Source organism: Rhodococcus sp. 852002-51564_SCH6189132-a (assembly GCF_001665495.1).
Classification (GTDB): Bacteria; Actinomycetota; Actinomycetes; order Mycobacteriales; family Mycobacteriaceae; genus Rhodococcus; species Rhodococcus pyridinivorans.
In genome coordinates, this window is the sequence record NZ_LZMJ01000007.1 from 18,641 (window position 1) to 39,822 (window position 21,182).

Below are 21,182 nucleotides of genomic sequence, written 5' to 3' on the forward strand. Positions count from 1 at the left end.
ATGACGGTTCTCGAGAGCCGATTATTCCCTCTAAGGTGCATCGGCGCAGCGCGCACCCCGTTACAAACGTGAGGACGATCTCATGTTCGATCCTTCCGTCGTCGAAGTGAGCAGGATCTCGGGCTCCTCCGGAACGAGACCACCGGTAGCGAGTTGCCACAAAGTGGTGTACAGACCTCCCGCTCGGCGGAGCTCGTCGTGGGGCCCGCACTCGACGATACGGCCGTCGTCGACGACCACCACGAGATCGGCGCGTGCGGCAGTCGCGAGACGGTGCGCCACCACCACGGCCGTCCGCGAGCGGGCCACCCGCGCACCCGCCTCGAGCACCGCCTTCTCGGTGGCGGGATCGAGGGTCGCGGTGGCCTCGTCGAGCAACAGAAGATCGGGGTCCACCAGTTCGGCGCGCGCGAGTGCGATGAGCTGACGCTGCCCTGCCGACAGACCCTGACCGCGCTCACCCACCGGATGGTTCATGCCGCCGGCGAGTCCCGCGATCATGTCCAGCGCCCCCACGGCGCGCGCGGACGATTCGATCTCCTCGCGCGTCGCCTCGGGTCGGCCGTAGGCGATGTTGGTCGCCACCGTGCCCGTGAACAGGTGCGCCTCCTGCGGCACCACCCCGAGCCGGCCCCGATAGTCGCGCAGACGGTAACTGCGCAGATCGGTGTCGTCCACCCGCACCGAACCGGAGGTCGGGTCGTAGAACCGGGCGAGCAGTTTGACGACCGTCGACTTCCCGGCACCGGTGCGGCCCACCAGGGCGACCGTCGAACCGGCCGGGATCGACAGGTCCACATCGCTCAACGCGTCACGGTCGGCCTCGCTGTACCGGAAGCCCACCTGCCGCAGGTCGACGTCGCCGCGGAGGTGCCCGGTGATGGCGACCGTGCCCTCCTCGGCAGACTCGAGCGAGCTCTCGGTCCGCAGCAGGTCGCCGATCCGGCGCAGACCGACGCGCGCCTGCTGGTAACCGTCGAAGACCTGCGACAACTGCTGGATGGGTGCGAACAACAGGTTCAGATACAGCACGAACGCGATCAGCACACCGGGGCCGACCGCGCCCGACGCCACCTCGCGGGCGCCGACGAAGACGACCGCCGCGAGCGCCAGATCGGACAGGAAAGTGATGAAGGGGAAGTACAGCGAGATGGCCCGCTGCGACCGCAGGCGACTGCGCCGATAGGCCTCCGCGCGCTCGGCGAACCGCCGCGCCGCGGACTCCTCCCTGCGGTAGGCCTGGGCGGCGCGCAGACCCGTGACGTTCTCCTGGAAATCCGCGTTCACCAGGGAGATGCGTTCGCGGGACTGCGCGTACGCCGTCCCGGAGACCTTCCGGAACCACAGGGTCGCGCCGACCAGCACGGGCAGCACCGCCAGCACTACCAGGGCCAGCGACAGATCGGTGGCGATCAGCGCGATCGAGATACCGGTGAGCGTCAGCACCGCCACGACCGCGGTGGACAGGCCGGTCTGGATGAACTGCGACAGCGCGTCCACATCGGTCGTCATCCGCGTCATGATCCGGCCCGACAGTTCGCGTTCGTAGTAGTCGAGCCCGAGCCGTTGCAGGTGCGCGTACGAGCGCACGCGCAGCCCGAACAACACCCGTTCGCCCGCCCGCGCGGTGAGCACCGTGAGGATCGCGACCACGAACCAGCCGAGCAGCGCGAGCACCACACCCGCGGCGGTCGCCTGCCACAGCCGGGACGGATCGCCCGGGGTCACCCCGCGGTCGACGGCGTACCGCACCAGCGACGGGAACGCGATGCTCGTCAGCGACTCCACCGCCAGGCACAGCACGACGACCGCCAGCAGTGCGCGCACCGGGCGCAGCGTCGTCCACAATCGGAACTGCGGGTCGGGCAGGCGCAGGGCCTCGGACCGCAGGGCCGGATCGCGTCCGGGGGTCTCGGTGGCCGGGGGAAGCGCATCGACGGCCGCGCGCAGTTCCGGGGTCGGAGCCACCGCGCCGAGCGCCCCGGACACCGGCCCGCCGCGGCCACCACTGCCCGCCGGTCCGCCGCGACCTCCACCGACCGCCGGAGGATTCCGAACGGTACCGGACGGCTCATCGTCGTCCGGTTCCTCGGGCCACAACTCACCGGCGGGAACCGGGCGTTCCGGTGCCGGTGCGGCGTCGTCGTCGGTCGAGAGCAGACGCCGGAAGACGGGACTGCGCTCCTCGAGTTCGTCGACCGTCCCGATGTCGACGATGCGTCCCTCGTCGAGCACGGCGACCCGGTCGGCGAGTGCGAGCGTCGACCGCCGATGGGCGAGCACGAGGGTCGTGCGGCGCCGACCCGCCCGCAACGCGCCGTAGATCGCAGCCTCGGTCTCGGCGTCGACCGCAGAGGTCGCGTCGTCGAGGATCAGCACCCGCGGATCGACGAGCAGTGCCCGCGCCAGCGCGACCCGCTGCCGCTGCCCACCGGACAGTGTCAGGCCGCGTTCACCGACGACCGTGTCGTAACCCTCGGGGAGGGCCTCGACGAAGTCGTCGGCGCGTGCCGCCGCGGCCGCGGTTCGGATCTCGTCGTCCGACGCGTCGGGCCGGCCGAGCGCGATGTTGGACGCGACCGTGTCGGAGAACAGGAACGGCTCGTCGAAGACGAGGCCGACCGCCCCGCGCAGATCGTCGGCGCGGAGCGTGGCGACGTCGATGTCGCGGCCGTCCGCGGTCAGGCACACCGACCCGCGGTGTGGCGCGTAGAAGCGGGGGAGCAGCAGCGACAGCACGGTCTTGCCCGACCCGGCCGGGCCGACGATCGCGACGGTCTCGCCGGGCGCGATCTCCAGGTCGAGGCCGCGCAGTACGTCCCGGTCGTCGTCGAAGCCGAACGTCACGTCCTCCAGGTGCACCCCGAGCGGACCGTCGGGCAGTTCGACGGGATGCGGGGGATCGGCGACGTCGGGTTCGGTGTCGATCACCTCGTACACCCGCTCGACGGCGGCGCGGGACAGCTGCGCCATGATCACGACCTGCGAGAGGGTGCGGGTCGTCCCCGTCATCGTCGCCACATAGGCGGTGAACGCCACGAAGGTGCCCACGGTGATTCCGCCCTCGAGGGCGAGCCAGCCGCCGAGAGCGATGGTGGCGACGAGCCCGAACTGCGGGATCGCACCCATCGGCGCCGAGAACCACGCGTTGATACGGGCGGCACGCAGACGCTCCGCGTACAGCCTGCGACCGTGCTCCTCGAGTTGGTCGACCGCGTGCGATTCCTGCCCGAATCCCTTCACGACCCGCACGCCCGTGACCGTCTCCTCGACGTGCTGGGCGAGATCGGCCGCGCGCTGCTGCGCCGACCAGGTCGCGGCGAACAGCCTCGGGCGCACGACCCGCACGAGACCCGCGATGATCGGGACGATGACCACCGCGACCAGCGTGAGCAGCGGCGAGAGGGTCGTCATGATCACCAGCGCGAGCACGAATTGCAGCAGCGCACCCGCCGACATCGGCACCATCGCGAGCAGCCCTTGCACGAGCTGCAGGTCGGTGATGGACCGCGAGACCACCTGACCCGTGCGGATGCGGTCCTGACCGTGGCCGTCGAGACGTTGGAGTGAGCCGAGCAGGCGCAACCGCAGGTCGTGCTGCACGTCGAGCGACAGGCGTCCGGCGAGCATGCGGCGCCCGTACTGGCAGCCGAACCGGATCACCGCACCTGCCGCGATCGCAGCCGCGGCCAGCCCGATCAGGCGCAGGTCGTCGGCGGGCACGTCGCCCTGCCCGGTCGCGCTGTCGACCGCGACCTTCGTCAGCAGTGGGAAGGTGATGTCGATCAGGGCGGCGACGACGGTGACGGCCAGCGCCCCGACGGCTGTTCTGCGGTGTTTCAGGCATTCGGCGACGAGCCGGGAAATCCATCCCGGCGAGCGCGGAATCGGGTCGTGTGCCATCGAACCGACATTAGCGCCGAGCGACGACAGGGCACGTCGGAGCCGCCCGGGGAGGGCCGGTGACGCAGGTGATCGAACGTGTCAGACGACGTCGGCGGTGCGGGCGCGCCACCAGCCGAGGCCGCCCAGCACCACGGTCCAGAGGAGCAGGAGCAGCGGGGCCGCCGGCCACGTCATCTCGAGTGTCACGTCCTCGGGCATCGACACCGCGGAGAACAGCACGTACCAGGTCACCTGCGCCGGCAGGTACGACGCGATCGCGCCGAGACCGAGACCGTGCAGGACGACCGAGACCATCAGCTCCCCGAACGGCACCCACGCGCAGATCGCGAGCACACTGCCCGTCGTCGACCGTGTGAGCAGACCCAGCCCCGCTCCGATGAGCGACCACATCAGCGCGCAGAACAGACCGATGCCCATCACCTTGGCGACCGATCCGAGGTCGGCACCGTCGAAGCCCCCACCGAACAACACGAGCGTCGCGGCCGCCGCGACTTCCGTGACGATGCAGTACAGCAGCCCGATCACGGCGACGGTCGCGAACTTCACGCCGACGACCCGGTCGCGTCCCCGCGCGGTGAGGAAGGTCGTCACGATCGTTCGGTGCGCGAACTCGCTGCCCGTCGCCACCGCGCCGAAGATCGCGGCGAACAGGAACACCAGCGACAACGAGAGGGAGATGCCGACCGCGGCGGCGACGGCCTCGGCGAAACCGTCACCGAAGCCGAGTTCGAGTTGCCGCGCGACCGGCAGCGTCAGCGCCCCGCAGAACAGTCCCACCAGCAGCGGTGCGATGCCGAGGATCCACCAGTAGCGCAGGCTCAGGACCTTGCGGAACTCGGCGGTGAGAAGCGCGGTCATGCGGTAGGACCTCCTTGCCCGGTCGGCGGTCGGTTCGGCTGTCCCCACTGCGACTGCGGGTACTGCTGTGAGTTCGGGTACTGCTGTGAGTTCGGGTACTGCTGTGCGGTCGGGTACTGCTGATACTGCTGGCCGTTCGGATACGGCTGGGCCTGCGGGTGCTGCTGGGCACTCGGGTACTGCGGGCCCTGCGGATACTGCCCGCCCGGCGGATGGTGGGCTCCGTGCCCCGGATACTGCGCGACCGGCGCGGCCGCGTAGCGACCGGCCGTCATCGCCAGGTAGACCTGCTCGAGATCGACGTGCTCGACACTCGTCCCGAACAGCGTCACCTCCGCGGTCGCGGCGATCTCGGCGATGCGGTCGGAAGTCACACCGACGACCGCGAGCCGTCCGTCCTGCTGCACCTGCGCGTCGGTGTGCCCGGCCGCGGCGAGTGCGGTCGCGAGACGGGCCGGGTCGGAGGCCGCGGCGAACACCCGCGAGCGGTAGGCGTCGCGCAGATCGGTCATCGAGGTCTCCGCGACCAGGTGACCGTTCGCGATGATCACGAGGCGGTCGGCCATCTGCTCGATCTCCCGCAGGATGTGGCTCGAGATCAGCACGGTCCCGCCGTTGGCGGCGAATGCGCGGAGGAAGTCGCGCAGCCAGGCCATGCCCTCGGGGTCGAGTCCGTTCGCCGGTTCGTCGAGCACGAGATAACGCGGTTGTCCGAGCAGGGCCGTCGCCAGGGCGAGTCGCTGCCGCATGCCGAGGGAGAACTCGCCGATGCGACGCCGCGCGACCGACCCCAGGCCGACGAGGTCGAGCATCTGCCTCGCCCGTTCGTCGGGCACGCCGATCGCGGCACAGTAGATCTGCAGGTGTGTCAGCGCCCGGTGTTTGGGGTGGGCGCTGCGCGCGTCGAGCACCGCTCCGACGACCTGTGCAGGCTGCTGCAGGGAGGTGAACGGCACGCCGTCGACGAAGGCGTTCCCGGCGCTCGGCCGGACGAGGCCGAGCATCATGCCGAGGGTGGTGGTCTTGCCCGATCCGTTGGGTCCGAGGAAGCCGGTGATCGAGCCCGGCGGCACCGTGAACCACAGATTCGATACGGCCGTGTGGTCACCGAACGTCCTGTTCAGGCCGTGGACGGCGATCCCCGCGCCCGGTGCCCCCGGTGCCCCCGAGGGCACCCGGGGATCGGGTGTGCCGTACGGCGGTTGCGTTGACGGTGCTGTCACGGATTCGGACCCCCGCGTCGTCGAGATATGGGTGCGGCTGGTGCCGCGGTCGCCGTGAGCTTACGGGTCAGTCCAGGAAGGGCAGGACGGCGTCGAGGAATTCGCGGGGCGCGTCGAGCTGAGGACAGTGCCCGGCATCGGGGATGATCACCACCCGTCTCCGGCCGCCGGCCTGCACCCGTCGTGCGGCGTGAGCGGGCGTCAACCGGTCTTGTGCACCCCACACCAGCAGGGCCGGCATGTCGAGGGCGTGCACCATCTCCGGGATCGGCAGTCGGCCGAGCTCACCGATCGCGTGCCGGCCCACGGTCAGCAGCGTGTCGACCTGCTCGCGGGTCGCGTAGTTCGCCGCGAACGCCGTGCGCGCCGCCCGGTCGAAGGTGCCGCGCCGGTGCACGGCGGCCCGCGCGTACAGGGCACCCATGGCCTGCTGCATCACCGGAGCGGGCAGCAGGCGCGACAGTTCGACCGGCATGCGTGCACCCTGCGTCCACCACCGGGGGATCCCGGCGAGACCCGGCATGTCGGCGAGCACCACGCGGTCGACCCGGGACGGGTGGACCGACGCGAACACCAGTGCGGTGACCGCACCGAGCGAGTTCCCGACCAGCGACACCGGTTCGGGAACGTCGTCGACGAGCTCGTCCAGGACGTCGACATAGTGGTCGAGCACGGGGGTCTCCCAGTGCTGCGCGCTACGCCCGAAACCGGGCAGGTCGACCGTGAGCACCCGGTGCCGTTCGGCGATCGCGGGCGCGACCTTGCACCACGTACCGCCGTGATCGGAGAAGCCGTGCAGCAGAACGACGGTGCGTGGTCCCGCACCGGACTCCCGTACGAACACCTTCCCGTCGGCCGGCACGGTCAGTCCTTCGGGACCGGAACACCGGTGTCGAGCGCCGGTGCCTCTCCGCTCGCCGGGAGGACGGGACGTGCGACGGGCCACGCGGCCGGCGGTGGACCGAAGGCGTCGCGGGCGTTCTGGATCGTGCGCTTGCCCAGCGCACGGTTGCCGACGCCACCGATCGCGGCGCCGATACCAGCGGGGACGAGCTTGCCGATCAGCAGCGGACTGCGCTTGGCGAAGTACCGGCGGATGAATTTCTTGACCAGGGAATTGTTCAGCGTCTTCAGCTGGGTGCCGCCCGCGCCGGTGGTCAGCGCCTTGGGCCAGTTGCGCAGCGACGCGCCGGTCGCGGTCGCGACGATCTCCCGGCCGGCGTCACCGAGGGAGACGGCGAGCACCAGCGCGCGGCGCTGCTCGTGGTTGTGGGGTTCGATCCCGTGCACCGATGCGATGGCCAGGGTGAGCAGCGCGGACGCCTCGAAGAAGAAGGCCGTCTCGGCGCCGACCGCGCCGATGGCCGCGAGTGTCCCGATGCCGGGGAAGGCTGCGGTCGCGCCCGCCGCGGACCCGCTGCCGGTGACGGTCAGCAGGAACTGCTTCTCGAGCCGCTCGATGATCTGCGCCGGGGACTCGTCGGGGTGCGAGCGCCGCATGAGATCGACGTACTTGGCCACCGCAGGGCCCTGCAGCCTCGCGCCGTTGTCCAGCATCTTGACGATAAAGGCCTCTGCGACGCCTGCCTTGTTGCTCATCGTGCCCCTGTTCTCCGGTGCTCTTGTCTTCCGGACTGCTCTCACTACGCTGGTGCCATGACCGGGTCCGCAGTCGGTGAGTCTGACGGCGCCAGGCGGCGTCCGACACCCCTGCTGACACCCTACGTACGGTCGTACGAGGGGTATCGGCTCGACGGTTTCCCGTCGGGGACCCATCTGGGTATGCCCTCTCCGGAGGTCACCGTAATCCTCACGATCTCCGAACCCGTCGAACTCTCGCGGGGCGACGGACGGTGCCCGGAACGTTTCGACGCGCTCGCCGGAGGGTTGTCGACGCAACCGGTGCCCATCGTCCACCACGGCCGGCAGCACGGGATCCAACTCGCGCTCACCCCCGCGGGTGCGCGCGCCCTGCTGGGTGTGCCCGCCGCCGCGCTCGGGCCGTGGGCCGTCGATCTCGAGGACGTCATCGGCGCCGACGGCCGGGAGTTGTTCGACCGGATCTCCGCGGTCGAATCGTGGGACGAGCGGTTCGCCGTCCTCGACCGGATTCTCACCCGCCGCCTGGTCGCCGCACGGTCGACGAGTCCGGACGGGCACCTCGTCCACGCCTGGCACCTGCTCGTGACGCACCCGGCTCGCCCGGTCCGCGCTGTTGCGGACGAACTCGGATGGAGCAGGCGACACCTCGCGAACCGGTGCGCCGCCGAGTTCGGACTGTCCCCGAAGGACGTGGCCCGGGTGGCGCGCTTCGACCGGTCGCGACGGATGCTGCGGGCCGACCCCGGCCGCCGCCTCGCCGATGTCGCCGCCGAGTGCGGCTTCTACGACCAGGCGCATCTCGCCCGCGACTGGCGCGATCTGGCGGGCGTCCCGCCGTCGCGGTGGCTCGAGGACGAGGTGTTCCCATTCGTCCAAGACGACCGGGGGGTTCCGGGCCGACACTCGGAGACATGACGTACACAACGAATTCCACGCAGCAGTCGACCACCCTCACACCCACCGTCGACACGGTGTGGCCGTGCTTCGCCTACACCGACGCCCGGGGCGCGATCCGTTTCCTCGTGGACACCCTCGGGTTCGCCGAAGCGGAGGTCTACGGGGAAGGGGATCGCGTCGACCACGCAGCCCTGCTCTGGCCGCACGGCGGAGGGGTCATGCTCGGCTCGACCGGTCGCGGGTCGCCGCTCGACCAGCACGCCGACAGGGGCGCCGCCTATCTCGTGCTTCCCGACGACGTCACCGTCGATGCCCTGTACGAGAGGGTGCTCGCCTCGGCGCAGGCGGAGGACCCGGCGGTCCGCGCGACCGTGACCGTCGAACTCCGCGACGAGGACTACGGATCGCACGGGTTCACCTGCCGGGACCCGCACGGTGTGTACTGGACGATCGGCACCTACCGGCCCCGCCGGCCGTAGGAACCGTCGCAGGGGGGTCAGCGTCGCAGGGGATCAGCGGGCGACCGTGCCGTGCCCTTCGGGGACCACCTCGCTCGGACGCGGCGGGGGCGGCGGTGTGCCGTCCCCGAACGGCCGCCCGCCGAGCGCCTCACGGCCGTGCGGATCGAGCCAGTTCGACAGGTCCGGTCCCTTCGGCACGATGCCCGTGGGATTGACGTCGGTGTGCACGAGGTAGTAGTGCTGCTTGATCTGAACGAAGTCGATGGTGTCGCCGAAGCCCGGTGTCTGGAACAGATCGCGCGCGTAGGCCCACAGCGCCGGGAAGTCCGCCAGCCGGTTCCGGTTGCACTTGAAGTGCCCGTGGTAGACGGGATCGAACCGGACGAGCGTGGTGAACAGGCGCACGTCGGCCTCGGTGATGGTCTCGCCCACGAGATAGCGCTGCGCCCCGAGGCGTTCCTCGAGCCAGTCGAGGCGGGCGAAGAGACGGTCGAAGGCCTTGTCGTAGGACTCCTGCGAACCGGCGAAACCGCACCGGTACACGCCGTTGTTGACGTCCTGGTAGACGAGCTCGGCCACCTCGTCGATTTCGCCTCGTAGCTCCTCGGGATACAGATCCGGGGCGCCCTCGCGGTGGAACTGCGTCCACTCGGTGGAGAAGTCGAGGGTGATCTGCGGATAGTCGTTCGTCACGACCTGCCCGGTGGGCACGTCGACGACGGCCGGGACGGTGATGCCGCGGTCGTATCCGGGGAATCGCGCGAAGTACGCGTCCTGCAGTCGCGGGATGCCGAGGACGGGGTCGACCCCGCCCGGGTCCAGATCGAACGTCCAGCTGCGCTCGTCGTGCGTCGGGCCGCACAGTCCCAGCGACAGAGCGTCCTCGAGACCGAGCAGCCGCCGCACGATGAGGGTGCGGTTGGCCCACGGGCACGCCCGGGCGGCGACGAGCCGGTACCGCCCCGACTCGACGGGATAGCCGTCGCGCCCGTCCGCGGTGATGCGGGTTCGGATGTAGTTGGTGTCGCGGGCGAACTCCGCACCCGGCTCGACGTACTTGTTCTCGGTCACCTACGCATCCTTCCGTGCACACTCGTCACTTCCCGGGTGGAACCCGAACCGTCACGAGGGTTCCCCAGATGTCGTATCCCGACACCGCCGCGACCGTCCGGGCACCGCGGTTGTCGCGGCGCATGCGGGCCAGCGGGACGAGTCCGGCGTCGAGCGCGTCGTGGGTCGCCAGCGTCGCGACCGTCGAGGCGAGCCCGAGCCGGCGCGCCGGCGGTGTCGTCAGCACCCGCACATCGGCCAGCAACGACCCGAGTTCGCTGTAGGCCGCGCCGGCGAGGGGACGGTGATCGTCGTCGAGCAATACGAACACGCGCGACGGCCCGGTCGGCGACAGTTCGGCCTCGGTGACGTCGTCGGGCGGGCAGCACCGCAGCAGTTCGGCGAGGTCCTCGGGGTCGTCGGAGATGAGCGGGTTCTCGACGCGTGTCGCGTCGATCCAGTCGGTGCACAGGGCGAGGATCTCCGTGCGACCCGCGTGGCCTGCGACGACGAGCTCGGCGTTCGGGGCATCGATCTCGGCCGGGTCGGGTTCGGCCGCGAGGCGGGAGACCGCGGCGTCGGGTCCGACGATCGCGGTGGCGCGCCCCACGGCGAGCAGTCGGACGTCGCGGAACGAGTCGTCGACACGCGTCACGCACCCGGGTTCGACGAGTGCGCCGTCGGGTAGGCCCAGTGCACGACACCACGCGAGGGCGGCGATGCTCGAGATGTGCGGGTCCACCCCGCTACCGTAGACCGCCGACGAGGGGAGAGGTCCGGTGAGCGACGACAGCGGGGTGGACACGCGCGAACGCGGGTCCGATGTGGCGGTGGAGATGTCCGACGGTGCCCGCTGGGCGGCGTTGGGCGCTCTGTGCCTGGGCTTCTTCATGATCCTGGTGGACAGCACGATCGTCGCCGTCGCCAACCCGGCGATCATGCGGACCTTCGGGGCCGACATCGCCGCCGTCGTGTGGGTCACGAGCGCCTATCTGCTCGCCTACGCGGTGCCGCTGCTCGTGACGGGCCGCCTCGGCGACCGCTTCGGTCAGCGCCGGGTCTACCTCTGCGGGCTGGTGCTGTTCACGATCGCGTCGTTGTGGTGCGGTTTCTCGTCGACGATCGAGATGCTCATCGTCGCCCGCGTGTTCCAGGGATTCGGCGCGGCGCTCATGTCGCCGCAGACCATGGCCGTGGTGACCCGGATCTTCCCGCGTGAGCGGCGCGGGACCGCGATGGGCCTGTGGGGCGCCGTGGCCGGGGTCGCGACGCTCGTCGGGCCGCTGGCCGGCGGTGTCCTGGTCGAGGGGCTGGGCTGGGAATGGATCTTCTTCGTGAACGTGCCCGTCGGGATCGTCGGGTTCGCGCTCGCAGTGCGGTACGTGCCGGTGCTGCCCACGAGCCCGCACCGGTTCGACGTGCTCGGCATGCTGCTCAGCGGCGCCGGCCTGTTCTGCCTCGTGTTCGGGATCCAGGAGGGCAACTCGTTCGAGTGGACCGCCCGCGTGTGGGTGCTGATCGGGCTGGGCATCGTGTTGCTCGTCGTGTTCGTCGTCCAGCAGTCGCTCAACCGCGGTGAACCGCTCGTACCGCTGTCGCTGTTCCGGGACCGCAACTTCGGGTTGGCGAACATCGGTATCGCGACGATGGGTTTCGCCATCACCGGCGTCATGCTGCCGACCATGTTCTACGCCCAGTCGGTGCGCGGTCTGAGCCCGACCGGCGCCGCGATGCTCATGGTGCCGATGGCGGTCTTCAGTGGTGTGCTCGCGCCGCTCGTGGGCAGGCTCGTCGACCGGGTCCATCCGCGGCTGATCGCCGGCACCGGCTTCTCGCTGCTCACGATCGGGCTGGGTTGGCTCACGCTGGTGATGACCCCCGACGCGGAGATCTGGCAGTTGCTGCTGCCGATCGCCCTGATCGGGGTGGCGAACGCGGGCATCTGGTCGCCGCTCTCGGCCACCGCGACGAACGGTCTCGCACCGAGCCGGGCCGGGGCGGGTTCCGGTGTGTACAACACGACGCGTCAGGTGGGCGCGGTGATGGGGAGTGCCGCTCTCGGTGCGATCATGGCGGCGCGGTTGAGCGCCAACGGTGTCGGCGGGGGAGGAGGGGCGCCGGAGATGGAGACGTCCGGCTCCGTCCTGCCGGAGCCCCTGCACGAACCGTTCGCCGCGGCGATGGCCGAATCGTTGTGGCTTCCCGCCGGCATCCTGCTCATCGGGCTCGTGGCCGCGCTCGCCTTCGACCGTCCCGCGAGCCAGAAGGAACAGCGTGCCGCCGAGGAGCGTTCGGCGGCAGCGAGCGCCTGACGGACGTTCCAGCGACCACCCTGCGGCACCTTCCCCGGTTGTCCGTGACCCGCCGTTTCCTCACATGGCTGTGATCCACGCCATATAGTGCAGGCACGCACGCCGGGTGGGAGGTGGCATGTCGGTGGCCGTAGTGGAAATTCCGGCAGGGAGTCGTTGGCTCTGGGACGATCGGGTCACTCGCCGCGACAGCGGCATCCTCCAGTACGACTGCCTGGAGCCGTGCATCGCCGAGCTGCTCGATCGGAGTGCGTTGCGTTTCGCGAACCGCGTCGCGGTGGTCGACCGATGCGGCCGCGCACTCACCTACCGCGAACTGTGGGCCGCCGCCGCCCGCGTCGCCGGTGGTCTCCTCGATCAGGGGGTCGGCCCCACCGACCGGGTGGTCGTCTGTCAGCCGAACGGGGTCCGTTGGCTGATCGGGTTCCTGGGCGTGGTCCTTGCCGGAGGTGTTCCGGTGCTCCCCGACCCGAGCTGCAGCCCCGAGGAAACGGCGGAGATCGGGGTCCACAGCGGTGCGGTCCTCACCCTGGACTCCGATCTGCCCGACGGTGTCGCCTTCCTCGACGGAGGTGCGTCACCGGACGAGCTCGCGGTGCTCTACTACGTGCGCGTCGCCGGTGGTGGACTGCGCGGCGTCGAACTGACGAACACCAACGTGCTGTCGACGATCGAGGCCGTCGCCCACGCAATGGATCTCGTCGGCGACGGCGTACGGACCGTGCTGACGGCGCCGCTGTCCACGGCGGTCGGATGCAGCGTCCAGTTGCTGCCCACCCTCGCCTCCGGGGGAACCGTCGTGGTCTCGGGATCCCGCGTGATCCGCGCACCGTGGCGGCACCTCCGCGCAGCTTTCCCCACCTCGCGGTGTGTGCGGGGCTGGGGAGTCGCCGAGACGGGAGGGATCGGTCTGCTGCTGCCCTCGGAACACCGCTCCCGCCATCCCCGCAGTGTCGGAGTGCCGTTCGGAGGGATCGAGATCGCGCTGCTCGGGCCCGATGTCGAACACGGTGTCGGCGAACTGCTCTGTCGCGGACCGAGCGTGGCCCGCCGCTATTGGCGCGATCCGTGCGCCACGGACGAGACGTTCACGGAGGACGGCTGGTTCCGCACGGGCGATCAGGTGCGCATCGACGACGAGGGCTTCGTCGATCAGATCGCCGTCCGGGTGTCGTGAACCCTGCAACAGGTTCCCGTCCGGTATACAGCCTGTAACCCGATGAACCGGCATTTTTCGTAGTGGAGAGGTGTGTCCATGTCCGACGTAGTCCTGCTCGAACGACGCGATCGCGTTCTCGTCATCACCATCAACCGGCCCGAGGCGCGCAACGCCGTCAACGCCGCCGTGAGCCACGCGCTCGCCGAGGCGGTCGACCAGCTCGACAGCGACGACTCCCTGTCGGTCGGTGTGCTCACCGGCGCCGGCGGTAACTTCTGCGCGGGCATGGACCTCAAGGCGTTCGTCGCCGGCGAGAACGTGGTCGTGCCCGGTAAGGGTCTCGGCTTCACGGAGGCGCCGCCGCGCAAGCCGCTCATCTCCGCCGTCGAAGGATTCGCCCTCGCCGGCGGAACCGAACTCGTCCTGGCCACCGACCTCGTCGTCGCCGCGAAGGACGCGAAGTTCGGCATCCCGGAGGTCAAGCGCGGCCTCGTCGCCGGGGGCGGTGGCCTGCTGCGCCTGCCGTCGCGCATCCCTTACCAGAAGGCCCTCGAACTCGCCCTCACCGGGGACGCGTTCACCGCCGAGGAAGGCTACGGATACGGTTTCGTCAATCGTCTCACCGAACCCGGTGGGGCACTCGAGGGTGCATTCGAACTGGCCGAGCGCATCACAGCGAACGGACCGCTCGCCGTGGCGGCGACCAAGGAGATCATCGTCCGCTCGGCCGACTGGTCGAGCGACGAAGCATTCGCGAAGCAGATGGAGATCATGGCGCCCGTGTTCACCTCGGAGGACGCGCGTGAAGGCGCCACCGCCTTCGCCGAGAAGCGACCCCCTGTGTGGAAGGGTCGCTGAGCTCCGGTGTGGAAAGGTCGCTGAGCTCCGGTGTGGAAGGGTCGCTGAAAGACCGAACGAGAGATGACGAGGATCAGGTGACCGACGGATTCGCAGAACTGCACGTGCACATCGAGGGCACGCTCGAACCCGAGCTGATCCTCGCCCTCGCCGAGCGGAACCGCATCGAGTTGCCCTATCGCGATCTCGACGATCTGCGCAGCCGCTACGAGTTCACCGATCTGCAGTCGTTCCTCGACCTGTACTACGCGAACATGGAGGTCCTGCGCACCGCGCAGGACTTCGCCGACCTCGCCCGCGCCTATTTCGCTCGTGCGGCGCGGGCGGGTGTCACCCACGCGGAGTTCTTCTTCGATCCGCAGGCCCACACCTCGCGCGGTGTCCCGCTGCCAGAGGTCGTGGCCGGGCTCTCCGACGCGGTCGCCGGGGCACACCGGGAGTTCGGGGTCGATGCGGCGATGATCGCGTCGATCGTGCGCGATCGCCCCGTGCCCGAAGCGCATGAGGTGTTCGGCGAACTGCTGCGCCTCGGTGCGCCGATCATCGCTCTCGGCCTGGACTCGGCGGAGGTCGGTCACCCGCCGTCACTGTTCGAGGACGTCTTCGCGCGGGCGCGGGCCGAAGGACTGCACATCACCGCGCACGCGGGGGAGGAGGGACCTCCGGAATATGTTCGGCAGGCGCTCGATCTGCTCGGCGCCGAGCGCATCGACCACGGCATCCGCTCGCTCGAGGATCCCGAACTCGTCGCGCGCCTGGTCGACGAGAGCATTCCCCTCACCGTCTGCCCGTTCTCGAATGTCCGCCTCCGCGTGGTGGATACGCTCGCCGACCATCCGCTGCGCCGCATGCTCGAGGCGGGCCTGTCGGTGAGCGTGCACTCGGACGATCCCGCCTATTTCGGTGGTTACGTCGACGACAACCTCGCAGGGCTGAAGGATCAGCTCGGTCTGACCGATGCCGAACGGGATGTGCTCCGGCGCAATTCGTGGGACGCCGCCTTCCTCTGAGTCCGTCCGGGTGAGTCGGCTCGGGCGTCATTCGCCCAGGACGCGGCGCAGATACGGGTTCGTGAAGGTGCGGTGCGGATCCACGCGGTCGCGCACGGCGAGGAAGTCGTCGAACCGAGGGTAGAGCTCGCGTAGAGCGTCCGCGGTCAGGGAATGGAGCTTGCCCCAGTGCGGGCGTCCCTGCGCGGCGCGCAGGATCGGCTCGACACCGTCGAAGTAGGGCGTGTGGTCGCGCCGATGGTACTGGTGCACGGCCACATAGGCGGTATCGCGGCCCTGCGCCGTGGACAACCAGACATCGTCGCCCTGCGCGAACCGCACCTCCACCGGAAAACCGACACGAACGTCCGTGCGCTGCAGCCACGCATCGATCTCGCGCAGAACCGCTGGAAGGTGCTCGGCGGGGAGCGCGTACTCCATCTCCCGGAACCGCACCCGGCGGGTGGAGGCGAACACCCGGTAACTGCGGTCGACGAAGGTGCGCGGGGACAACGCCCGGGACGCGACCCGGTTCAGCGCCGGGATGGTGGCGGGAACCCGCGTCCCGACCTGCTGGAGGAGTGCGAAGGCGCCGTTGGAGAGCAGTTCGTCGTCGAGGAGGGTGCGCACCCGCCCGACCGGCTGCACCGGTGCCTCACCGGGGAGGCGGGTGTTGCGTTTGATGAGCACGCCGTCGGTGTGTGGGAACCAGTAGAACTCGAAATGGTCGACACCGCTTCGCAGTTCGTCGAGGACATCGAGTGTGGTGCGGAGCGACGAGGGGGCTTCCTCTGCGCGCAGGCGGAATGCGGGGACACAATCGAGCGTCACGGTCGCGAGCACGCCGAGGGCGCCGAGGCCGAGCCGGGCGGCCTCGAACAGGTCGGGCTCGTGCTCGGGGGAGCAGTCGACGATCCGGCCGTCGGCGAGCACGATCGTCGCGCCGCACACGGCTGCTGCCAGTCCGCGGAAGGTCGCGCCGGTGCCGTGGGTGCCGGTCGAGATCGCGCCGGCGACGGACTGCACGTCGATGTCGCCGAGATTCGGTACGGCGAGGCCCTGTGCCCACAGCAGGTCGCCCAGGCCGCGCAGTCGCGTCCCCGCCCGCACGGTGACGCGCGCGCCGGTGGCCGACGGTTCCACCGCGACGAGACCGGACATCCGGTCGAGTGAGATGAGCGTGCCGTCGGTGACGGCCGCGCCGGTGAACGAGTGCCCGGCGCCCACGGCCTTGACATGTTCGCCCTGCTCGGAGGCGCGGACGACGACGCGCGCGAGGTCGTCGGTGCTGCCGGGGGTCTCGAAACGGCGAGGTGCCGCACTCTCGGTGCGAGCCCAATTGTGCCAGGTGGCCATGCCTCATCTTCGACCTGGACAAGCGTCCAAGTCAACACCTGCTCGTGAACCTTTCCCGACCTCTACCATCAGGGTCATGCCGAATCGGTTGCCTGCTGACGAGCGCCGCGCCCAACTCGTGGCAGCAGCACTGGAACTGGCGGAGGGCGGGGGAGTCGGAGCCGTCACGGTCCGCGCCGTCGCCGAGAAGGCCGGAGTGTCACTGGGCGTTGTCCACTACTGTTTCGACAGCAAGGAAGCCCTCGTCGTCGCCATGGCGAACGCCGTCGTCGGCGAACTCGCCGGAGCCATGCACGCGGCCTTCGATGTGCCCGAGGACGCGCAGCAGACCGGCGGAGTCGACTGTCTCCGCTCGATGCTCCACACCGGCCTTCGCTCCATGTGGTCGACGATCGAATCCACGCCGGGGCTGCAGACCCTCACCTACGAGATCACCGCCTACTCGCTCCGGCAGCGCACCGATGGCAGTCCCGCCGGCGGCGACATCGCCGTGGAGCAGTACCGCCTGATGGACAAGCAGGCCCAGTTGTTCCTCGACACCTGCGCCGAGCGGTGCGGCGTCGAATGGTCGCTGCCCACTTCGACGCTCGCACGACTGTCGTTGTCCGTGCTCGACGGCGTCGTGCTCCGGTGGCTCGTCGATCGCGACGGCGAGGCGGCCACGGCCGAACTGGGAGTCGTCGCCGACATCATCGCGACCCGTGCCGTAGAACGTTCCTGACCCGACCCGACCTTTTCGAAAGGATCGCCCGTGCTCCGTGCTGCTTCCGTTCACGACGACGCCCTCGACCGGGTGCACGCGGCGACGGCCGACCTCGACCCGCCGTTCGCCGCGGTCGATCTGCCCACCCTGCGGCGCAACGCCGACGACCTGATCCGCCGCGCGAACGGTGTGCCCGTGCGGGTCGCGAGCAAATCGGTGCGCTGTCGTGCCGTCCTCGCCGAGGTCCTCGGCCCGGAACTGGCCACCCGCGGCGGGTTTCGCGGCATCATGGCGTACTCGCTACGGGAGGCGCTGTGGCTCGTCGAGCACGGAGCGCGCGACATCCTGATGGGCTACCCCACGGTCGACCGGGCGGCGCTCGGGAAACTCGCGGTGTCGCCGGACGCGGTGCAGGCGATCACGCTCATGGTCGATTCGGCCGAGCACCTCGACATCATCCGTACGGCTTTGGGGAAGAACACTTTCCGGACGAAGGTCTGCCTGGACATCGATGCGTCGTTGCGGGTGGGTCCGCTCCATCTCGGTGTGCGCCGTTCTCCGCTGCGCGACCCGGAGGCAGCCTCCAGCCTGGCCCGTCGCGCCGACGCCGCCGGATTCGACGTCGTCGGAGTGATGTTCTACGAGGCCCAGATCGCGGGCCTGCCCGACTCGTCGCTGCCGGTACGGCTCGTCAAGGGACTGTCGGCGCGGGATCTCTCCTCGCGCCGCCGCGCCGTGGTGGAGGCCGTGCGTGCGGTCGTGGGTGACCTCGAACTGGTCAACGGTGGCGGAACCGGCTCGCTCGAGGTGACCACCGCCGATCGTGTCGTCACCGAGGCCACCGCGGGATCGGGGCTGTACGTGCCCACCCTGTTCGACGGCTACCGGGCGTTCACCCCGAACCCGTCGATGTTCTTCGCGCTGCCTGCCGTACGCAAACCGTCACCGTCGGTCACGACGTTGTTCGGCGGCGGGTACATCGCGTCCGGCCCGACCGGCGCCTCGCGGGTGCCGCGCCCGGTCCGTCCTGCGGGATTGAAGTTGCTGGGGACTGAAGGTGCCGGCGAGGTGCAGACCCCGGTGCGCGGTCGCGCTGCCGCGTCGATCCCCGTCGGGGGACGGGTGTGGTTCCGCCACGCGAAGGCCGGCGAACTGTGCGAGAGGTTCGACCGGGTGTACCTCGTCGACGAGAACGGACGCACCGAGGTTCCCACCTATCGCGGTGAGGGCGGCTGCTGGTGACCTTCCGGCTCCGGCCACAATGAGGCCATGCCGTTGACGTTCTTCTCCGGGTCGGTCGGCCGGGTCCACTGGCGGTGCCGGACCGTCGACGACGCGAGAGCCGGTGTGGTGTTCGCGCACGGTTTCGGGCAGCACACCGGGCACTACCACCGTTTCGCCTCCGGCCTCGCCGCCCACGGCATCGCGTGGTGGGGACTCGACCTCGCCGGACACGGGCTCTCCGAAGGAGAACCCGGCTCACCGGGCAACGTCGAGTTCCACGCCGAGGACTTCGGCGTGCTCACCGGCCTCGCCGCCGAGTCCGGTCTGCCGCTGGTGGTGATGGGCCATTCGCTGGGGGCGGCGACGGTCCTGACGGCGCTGGATGCCGATCCCTCCGGTGGTAGCCGCCTCGCGGGCGTCGTGCTGTGCGGTACACCGCGCACCGCGGCCCTGCCGGAGACGGCCGAAGCGCTCGGCGCGAGCGACCTGCCGGTCCTGCTGGTCCACGGCGTCGACGACCGGCTGGCCCCCATCGACCCGGTACGCGAGTGGGCGTCGTCGCTGCCCGGGGCACAGTGGTGCGAGTATTCCGATGCCGGGCACGACCTGTTGCACGAACCCGTACATCGCAGGGTGACTTCGGATATTGCCGCGTTCGTGGGCGACGTGGCCGACCGGATTCCCAGATTCCCCGAGAAACGACCGGGCCCCACGCGGTGACGAGGGGCCCGGTCGACGGTGTGGAACCTCAGTTGTAGATCGCTGCGATCTCGGCGCCGTGCTTGTCGTGGATGATGTTCCTCTTGAGCTTGAGCGTCGGGGTCAGCTCGCCGCTCTCGACGCTGAAATCGGTCTCGAGGAGGCGGTACTTGCGGATCGCCTCGGCCTTCGAGACCTTCTTGTTGGTCTCGGCAACCGCCTCGTCGATCTCGGCGATCAGGTCGGGGTTCTTGATCAGATCGGCGACCGTGGTTTCCGCCGGCAGACCGTGTCGCTCGAGCCAGCCCGGCAGCGCCTCCGGATCGAGGGTGATCAGCGCGCCGACGAATGGCTTGGAATCACCGACCACGATGACCTGGCTGATCAGCGGGTGGGCGCGCAGCGAATCCTCGAGGACGGCCGGGGCGACGTTCTTGCCGCCCGCGGTGACGATGAGTTCCTTCTTGCGGCCGGTGATCGAGATGAAGCCGTCCTCGTCGATCGCACCGATGTCGCCGGTGTGGAACCAGCCGTCGCGGATGGCTTCGTCGGTGGCCTTGTCGTTCTGCCAGTAGCCGTCGAACACCTGGGGGCCCCTGAGGAGGAGCTCGCCGTCCTCGGCGATCTTCGCGGCGCAGCCGTTGAACGGCGTGCCGACGGTGCCGATCTTCTGGGCGGCCGGGGTGTTCATGATGATGCCGCCGGTGGTCTCCGTCAGGCCGTAACCCTCGTAGATGGTGACGCCGACACCGCGGAAGAAGTGGCCGAGACGTGCGCCGAGTGCGGCGCCGCCCGAGACGGCCCGGGTGACGTTGCCGCCGAGCGCGGCCTTGAGCTTGCCGTAGACCAGCTTGTCGAAGACGAAGTGCTGGATCTTCAGGCCGAGGCCGGGGCCGCCGTTCTCGAGGGCCTTGCTGTACTCGATCGCGACCTCCGAGGCCTTCTCGAAGATCTTGCCCTTGCCGCCGTCGTAGGCCTTCTGCTTCGCCGAGTTGTAGACCTTCTCGAACACGCGGGGCACCGAGAGGATGAAGTTCGGCTTGAAGACCGCGAACTGGTCGAGCAGCGTCGTCAGGTCGGAGGTATGACCGACGGTGACCTTGCTGTCGAATGCCGCGAACGAGATCAGGCGCGCGAAGACGTGTGCCATCGGGATGAACAACAGGGTGCGCTGGCCCTCGTGCATCGAGTCGGGCAGGGCCAGGCCGCAGGCTGCGGACTCCGAGGCGAAGTGGCGGTGCTTGAGCTGGACGCCCTTCGGCCGGCCCGTGGTGCCGGAGGTGTAGATGAGGGTCGCCGCGGATTCGGCCGTGACCGAGTTGCGCCGTTCCTCGACCTGCTCGTCGGTGACCGCTGCGCCGCGTGCGATGAGCTCGTCGACCGCGCTCTTGCCGCCCGGCGCCGGCTCGATCTGCAGGATCTCGCGCACGGTCGGGGCGTTCTCGGCGACCTCGCGGACGGTGTCGACGTGACCGGAGTTCTCGACGATGAGCAGCTTGGTCCCGGAGTCCTCGAGGATCCACTGGGCCTGGTCGGCCGACGACGTCTCGTAGATCGCCACGGTGGCACCGCCCGCGGCCCAGATGGCGTAGTCGAGCAGGACCCATTCGTAGCGCGTCGCCGACAGGACCGCGACGCGGTCGCCGAGCTCGATACCCGACGCGATCAGGCCCTTCGCCACGGCGCGCACCTCGGATGCGAACTGGCGGGCGGTGACGGGAACCCACTTGCCGTCGACCAGTCGCTCGAACGGCACGAACTCCGGCGACTCCTTCTCGTGCCGGAAGACGCTGTCGGCCATCGACGTGTTCTCGGGAATCGAGAACGACTGTGGTACGGCAATCTCACTCACTGTGACCCCTCCATCGTTAGGTGCTGTCGGTGT

The 21,182-nt window shown here is 69.7% G+C and carries 18 protein-coding genes; 9 read left to right on the forward strand and 9 right to left on the reverse strand.

Annotated elements, in window-relative coordinates; genetic code table 11:
- Positions 1-60 precede the first annotated feature (60 nt).
- From A5767_RS01470 to A5767_RS01495, 5 genes are all read right to left on the reverse strand, one after another.
- Positions 61-3,903, reverse strand: coding sequence for an ABC transporter ATP-binding protein (locus tag A5767_RS01470; RefSeq protein WP_064851489.1), 3,843 nt, complete (start codon positions 3,901-3,903; stop codon positions 61-63).
- Positions 3,904-3,984: 81 nt separating this feature from the next.
- The gene (locus tag A5767_RS01475) at positions 3,985-4,764 is read right to left on the reverse strand and encodes an ABC transporter permease (protein ID WP_024103462.1); all 780 of its coding nucleotides are present in this window, start codon (positions 4,762-4,764) and stop codon (positions 3,985-3,987) included.
- Complete coding sequence (locus tag A5767_RS01480) at positions 4,761-5,837, reverse strand: ABC transporter ATP-binding protein (RefSeq protein ID WP_064851490.1); 1,077 nt, start codon at positions 5,835-5,837, stop codon at positions 4,761-4,763. The genes A5767_RS01475 and A5767_RS01480 overlap by 4 nt, the downstream gene beginning before the upstream one ends.
- 217 nt (positions 5,838-6,054) lie before the next feature.
- A complete protein-coding gene (locus A5767_RS01490; protein ID WP_064851492.1) occupies positions 6,055-6,849 on the reverse strand; it encodes an alpha/beta fold hydrolase in 795 nt (264 codons plus the stop codon).
- Positions 6,850-6,851: 2 nt separating this feature from the next.
- Positions 6,852-7,586: a hypothetical protein gene (locus tag A5767_RS01495; protein ID WP_006554327.1), complete on the reverse strand. Its 735-nt coding sequence runs from the start codon at positions 7,584-7,586 to the stop codon at positions 6,852-6,854.
- Between the two features lie 57 nt (positions 7,587-7,643).
- Between A5767_RS01495 and A5767_RS01500 the strand changes: the two genes are divergently transcribed.
- Both A5767_RS01500 and A5767_RS01505 read left to right on the forward strand, forming a co-directional pair.
- A complete protein-coding gene (locus A5767_RS01500) occupies positions 7,644-8,504 on the forward strand; it encodes an AraC family transcriptional regulator (protein ID WP_033097311.1) in 861 nt (286 codons plus the stop codon).
- Positions 8,501-8,965 (forward strand): VOC family protein, encoded by a 465-nt coding sequence (locus tag A5767_RS01505; RefSeq protein ID WP_039586280.1) that lies wholly within the window; start codon positions 8,501-8,503, stop codon positions 8,963-8,965. Before A5767_RS01500 ends, A5767_RS01505 begins: the two co-directional genes overlap by 4 nt.
- Before the next feature lie 33 nt (positions 8,966-8,998).
- On the opposite strand, the gene A5767_RS01510 is transcribed toward A5767_RS01505, so the two are convergent.
- Together A5767_RS01510 and A5767_RS01515 are read right to left on the reverse strand one after the other, a co-directional pair.
- Positions 8,999-10,018: a glutathione S-transferase family protein gene (locus A5767_RS01510; protein WP_006554330.1), complete on the reverse strand. Its 1,020-nt coding sequence runs from the start codon at positions 10,016-10,018 to the stop codon at positions 8,999-9,001.
- A 25-nt stretch (positions 10,019-10,043) separates the two neighbouring features.
- Entirely contained in the window at positions 10,044-10,739 is a 696-nt protein-coding gene (locus A5767_RS01515; protein ID WP_024103467.1) for a hypothetical protein, read from the reverse strand.
- Between the two features lie 94 nt (positions 10,740-10,833).
- Here A5767_RS01515 and A5767_RS01520 point away from each other — a divergent pair, with 94 nt between their 5' ends.
- The 4 genes from A5767_RS01520 (at position 10,834) to A5767_RS01535 (ending at position 15,336) form a co-directional block, all read left to right on the forward strand.
- Positions 10,834-12,309, forward strand: a complete 1,476-nt coding sequence (locus A5767_RS01520; RefSeq protein ID WP_064851502.1) for an MFS transporter — start codon at positions 10,834-10,836, stop codon at positions 12,307-12,309.
- A gap of 133 nt (positions 12,310-12,442) precedes the next feature.
- Complete coding sequence (locus tag A5767_RS01525; protein WP_082937569.1) at positions 12,443-13,486, forward strand: class I adenylate-forming enzyme family protein; 1,044 nt, start codon at positions 12,443-12,445, stop codon at positions 13,484-13,486.
- 78 nt (positions 13,487-13,564) lie between these two features.
- A complete protein-coding gene (locus A5767_RS01530; RefSeq protein WP_024103470.1) occupies positions 13,565-14,326 on the forward strand; it encodes a crotonase/enoyl-CoA hydratase family protein in 762 nt (253 codons plus the stop codon).
- 77 nt (positions 14,327-14,403) lie between these two features.
- Positions 14,404-15,336: an adenosine deaminase gene (locus tag A5767_RS01535; RefSeq protein WP_019288092.1), complete on the forward strand. Its 933-nt coding sequence runs from the start codon at positions 14,404-14,406 to the stop codon at positions 15,334-15,336.
- Between the two features lie 27 nt (positions 15,337-15,363).
- Here the strand turns inward: A5767_RS01535 and A5767_RS01540 are convergent, their stop codons facing one another.
- On the reverse strand, positions 15,364-16,671 hold the full coding sequence (locus tag A5767_RS01540; RefSeq protein WP_033097315.1) for a D-arabinono-1,4-lactone oxidase: 1,308 nt from the start codon (positions 16,669-16,671) through the stop codon (positions 15,364-15,366).
- A 76-nt stretch (positions 16,672-16,747) separates the two neighbouring features.
- On the opposite strand from A5767_RS01540, the gene A5767_RS01545 reads away from it, so the two are divergent.
- From A5767_RS01545 to A5767_RS01555, 3 genes are read left to right on the forward strand one after another with little or no spacing between them, the layout of a single operon-like run.
- Complete coding sequence (locus tag A5767_RS01545; RefSeq protein ID WP_024103473.1) at positions 16,748-17,392, forward strand: TetR/AcrR family transcriptional regulator; 645 nt, start codon at positions 16,748-16,750, stop codon at positions 17,390-17,392.
- A 30-nt stretch (positions 17,393-17,422) separates the two neighbouring features.
- Positions 17,423-18,616: an alanine racemase gene (locus A5767_RS01550; RefSeq protein ID WP_064851494.1), complete on the forward strand. Its 1,194-nt coding sequence runs from the start codon at positions 17,423-17,425 to the stop codon at positions 18,614-18,616.
- A gap of 27 nt (positions 18,617-18,643) precedes the next feature.
- Positions 18,644-19,318, forward strand: a complete 675-nt coding sequence (locus tag A5767_RS01555) for an alpha/beta hydrolase (protein ID WP_064851495.1) — start codon at positions 18,644-18,646, stop codon at positions 19,316-19,318.
- Positions 19,319-19,346: 28 nt separating this feature from the next.
- On the opposite strand, the gene A5767_RS01560 is transcribed toward A5767_RS01555, so the two are convergent.
- Positions 19,347-21,149 carry an AMP-dependent synthetase/ligase gene (locus A5767_RS01560; protein WP_019288095.1) on the reverse strand — a complete coding sequence of 601 codons (1,803 nt, stop codon included), beginning with the start codon at positions 21,147-21,149 and terminating at the stop codon, positions 19,347-19,349.
- Between the last annotated feature and the right edge of the window lie 33 nt (positions 21,150-21,182).

What these genes read in the sequence shown, in the direction of transcription:
- A5767_RS01470 (WP_064851489.1), bottom strand. Translation starts at nt 3,903, where the DNA reads ATGGCACACGACCCGATTCCGCGCTCGCCGGGATGGATTTCCCGGCTC.
- A5767_RS01475 (WP_024103462.1), bottom strand. Translation starts at nt 4,764, where the DNA reads ATGACCGCGCTTCTCACCGCCGAGTTCCGCAAGGTCCTGAGCCTGCGC.
- A5767_RS01495 (WP_006554327.1), bottom strand. Translation starts at nt 7,586, where the DNA reads ATGAGCAACAAGGCAGGCGTCGCAGAGGCCTTTATCGTCAAGATGCTG.
- A5767_RS01500 (WP_033097311.1), top strand. Translation starts at nt 7,644, where the DNA reads ATGACCGGGTCCGCAGTCGGTGAGTCTGACGGCGCCAGGCGGCGTCCG.
- A5767_RS01505 (WP_039586280.1), top strand. Translation starts at nt 8,501, where the DNA reads ATGACGTACACAACGAATTCCACGCAGCAGTCGACCACCCTCACACCC.
- A5767_RS01520 (WP_064851502.1), top strand. Translation starts at nt 10,834, where the DNA reads ATGTCCGACGGTGCCCGCTGGGCGGCGTTGGGCGCTCTGTGCCTGGGC.
- A5767_RS01530 (WP_024103470.1), top strand. Translation starts at nt 13,565, where the DNA reads ATGTCCGACGTAGTCCTGCTCGAACGACGCGATCGCGTTCTCGTCATC.
- A5767_RS01540 (WP_033097315.1), bottom strand. Translation starts at nt 16,671, where the DNA reads ATGGCCACCTGGCACAATTGGGCTCGCACCGAGAGTGCGGCACCTCGC.
- A5767_RS01545 (WP_024103473.1), top strand. Translation starts at nt 16,748, where the DNA reads ATGCCGAATCGGTTGCCTGCTGACGAGCGCCGCGCCCAACTCGTGGCA.
- A5767_RS01555 (WP_064851495.1), top strand. Translation starts at nt 18,644, where the DNA reads ATGCCGTTGACGTTCTTCTCCGGGTCGGTCGGCCGGGTCCACTGGCGG.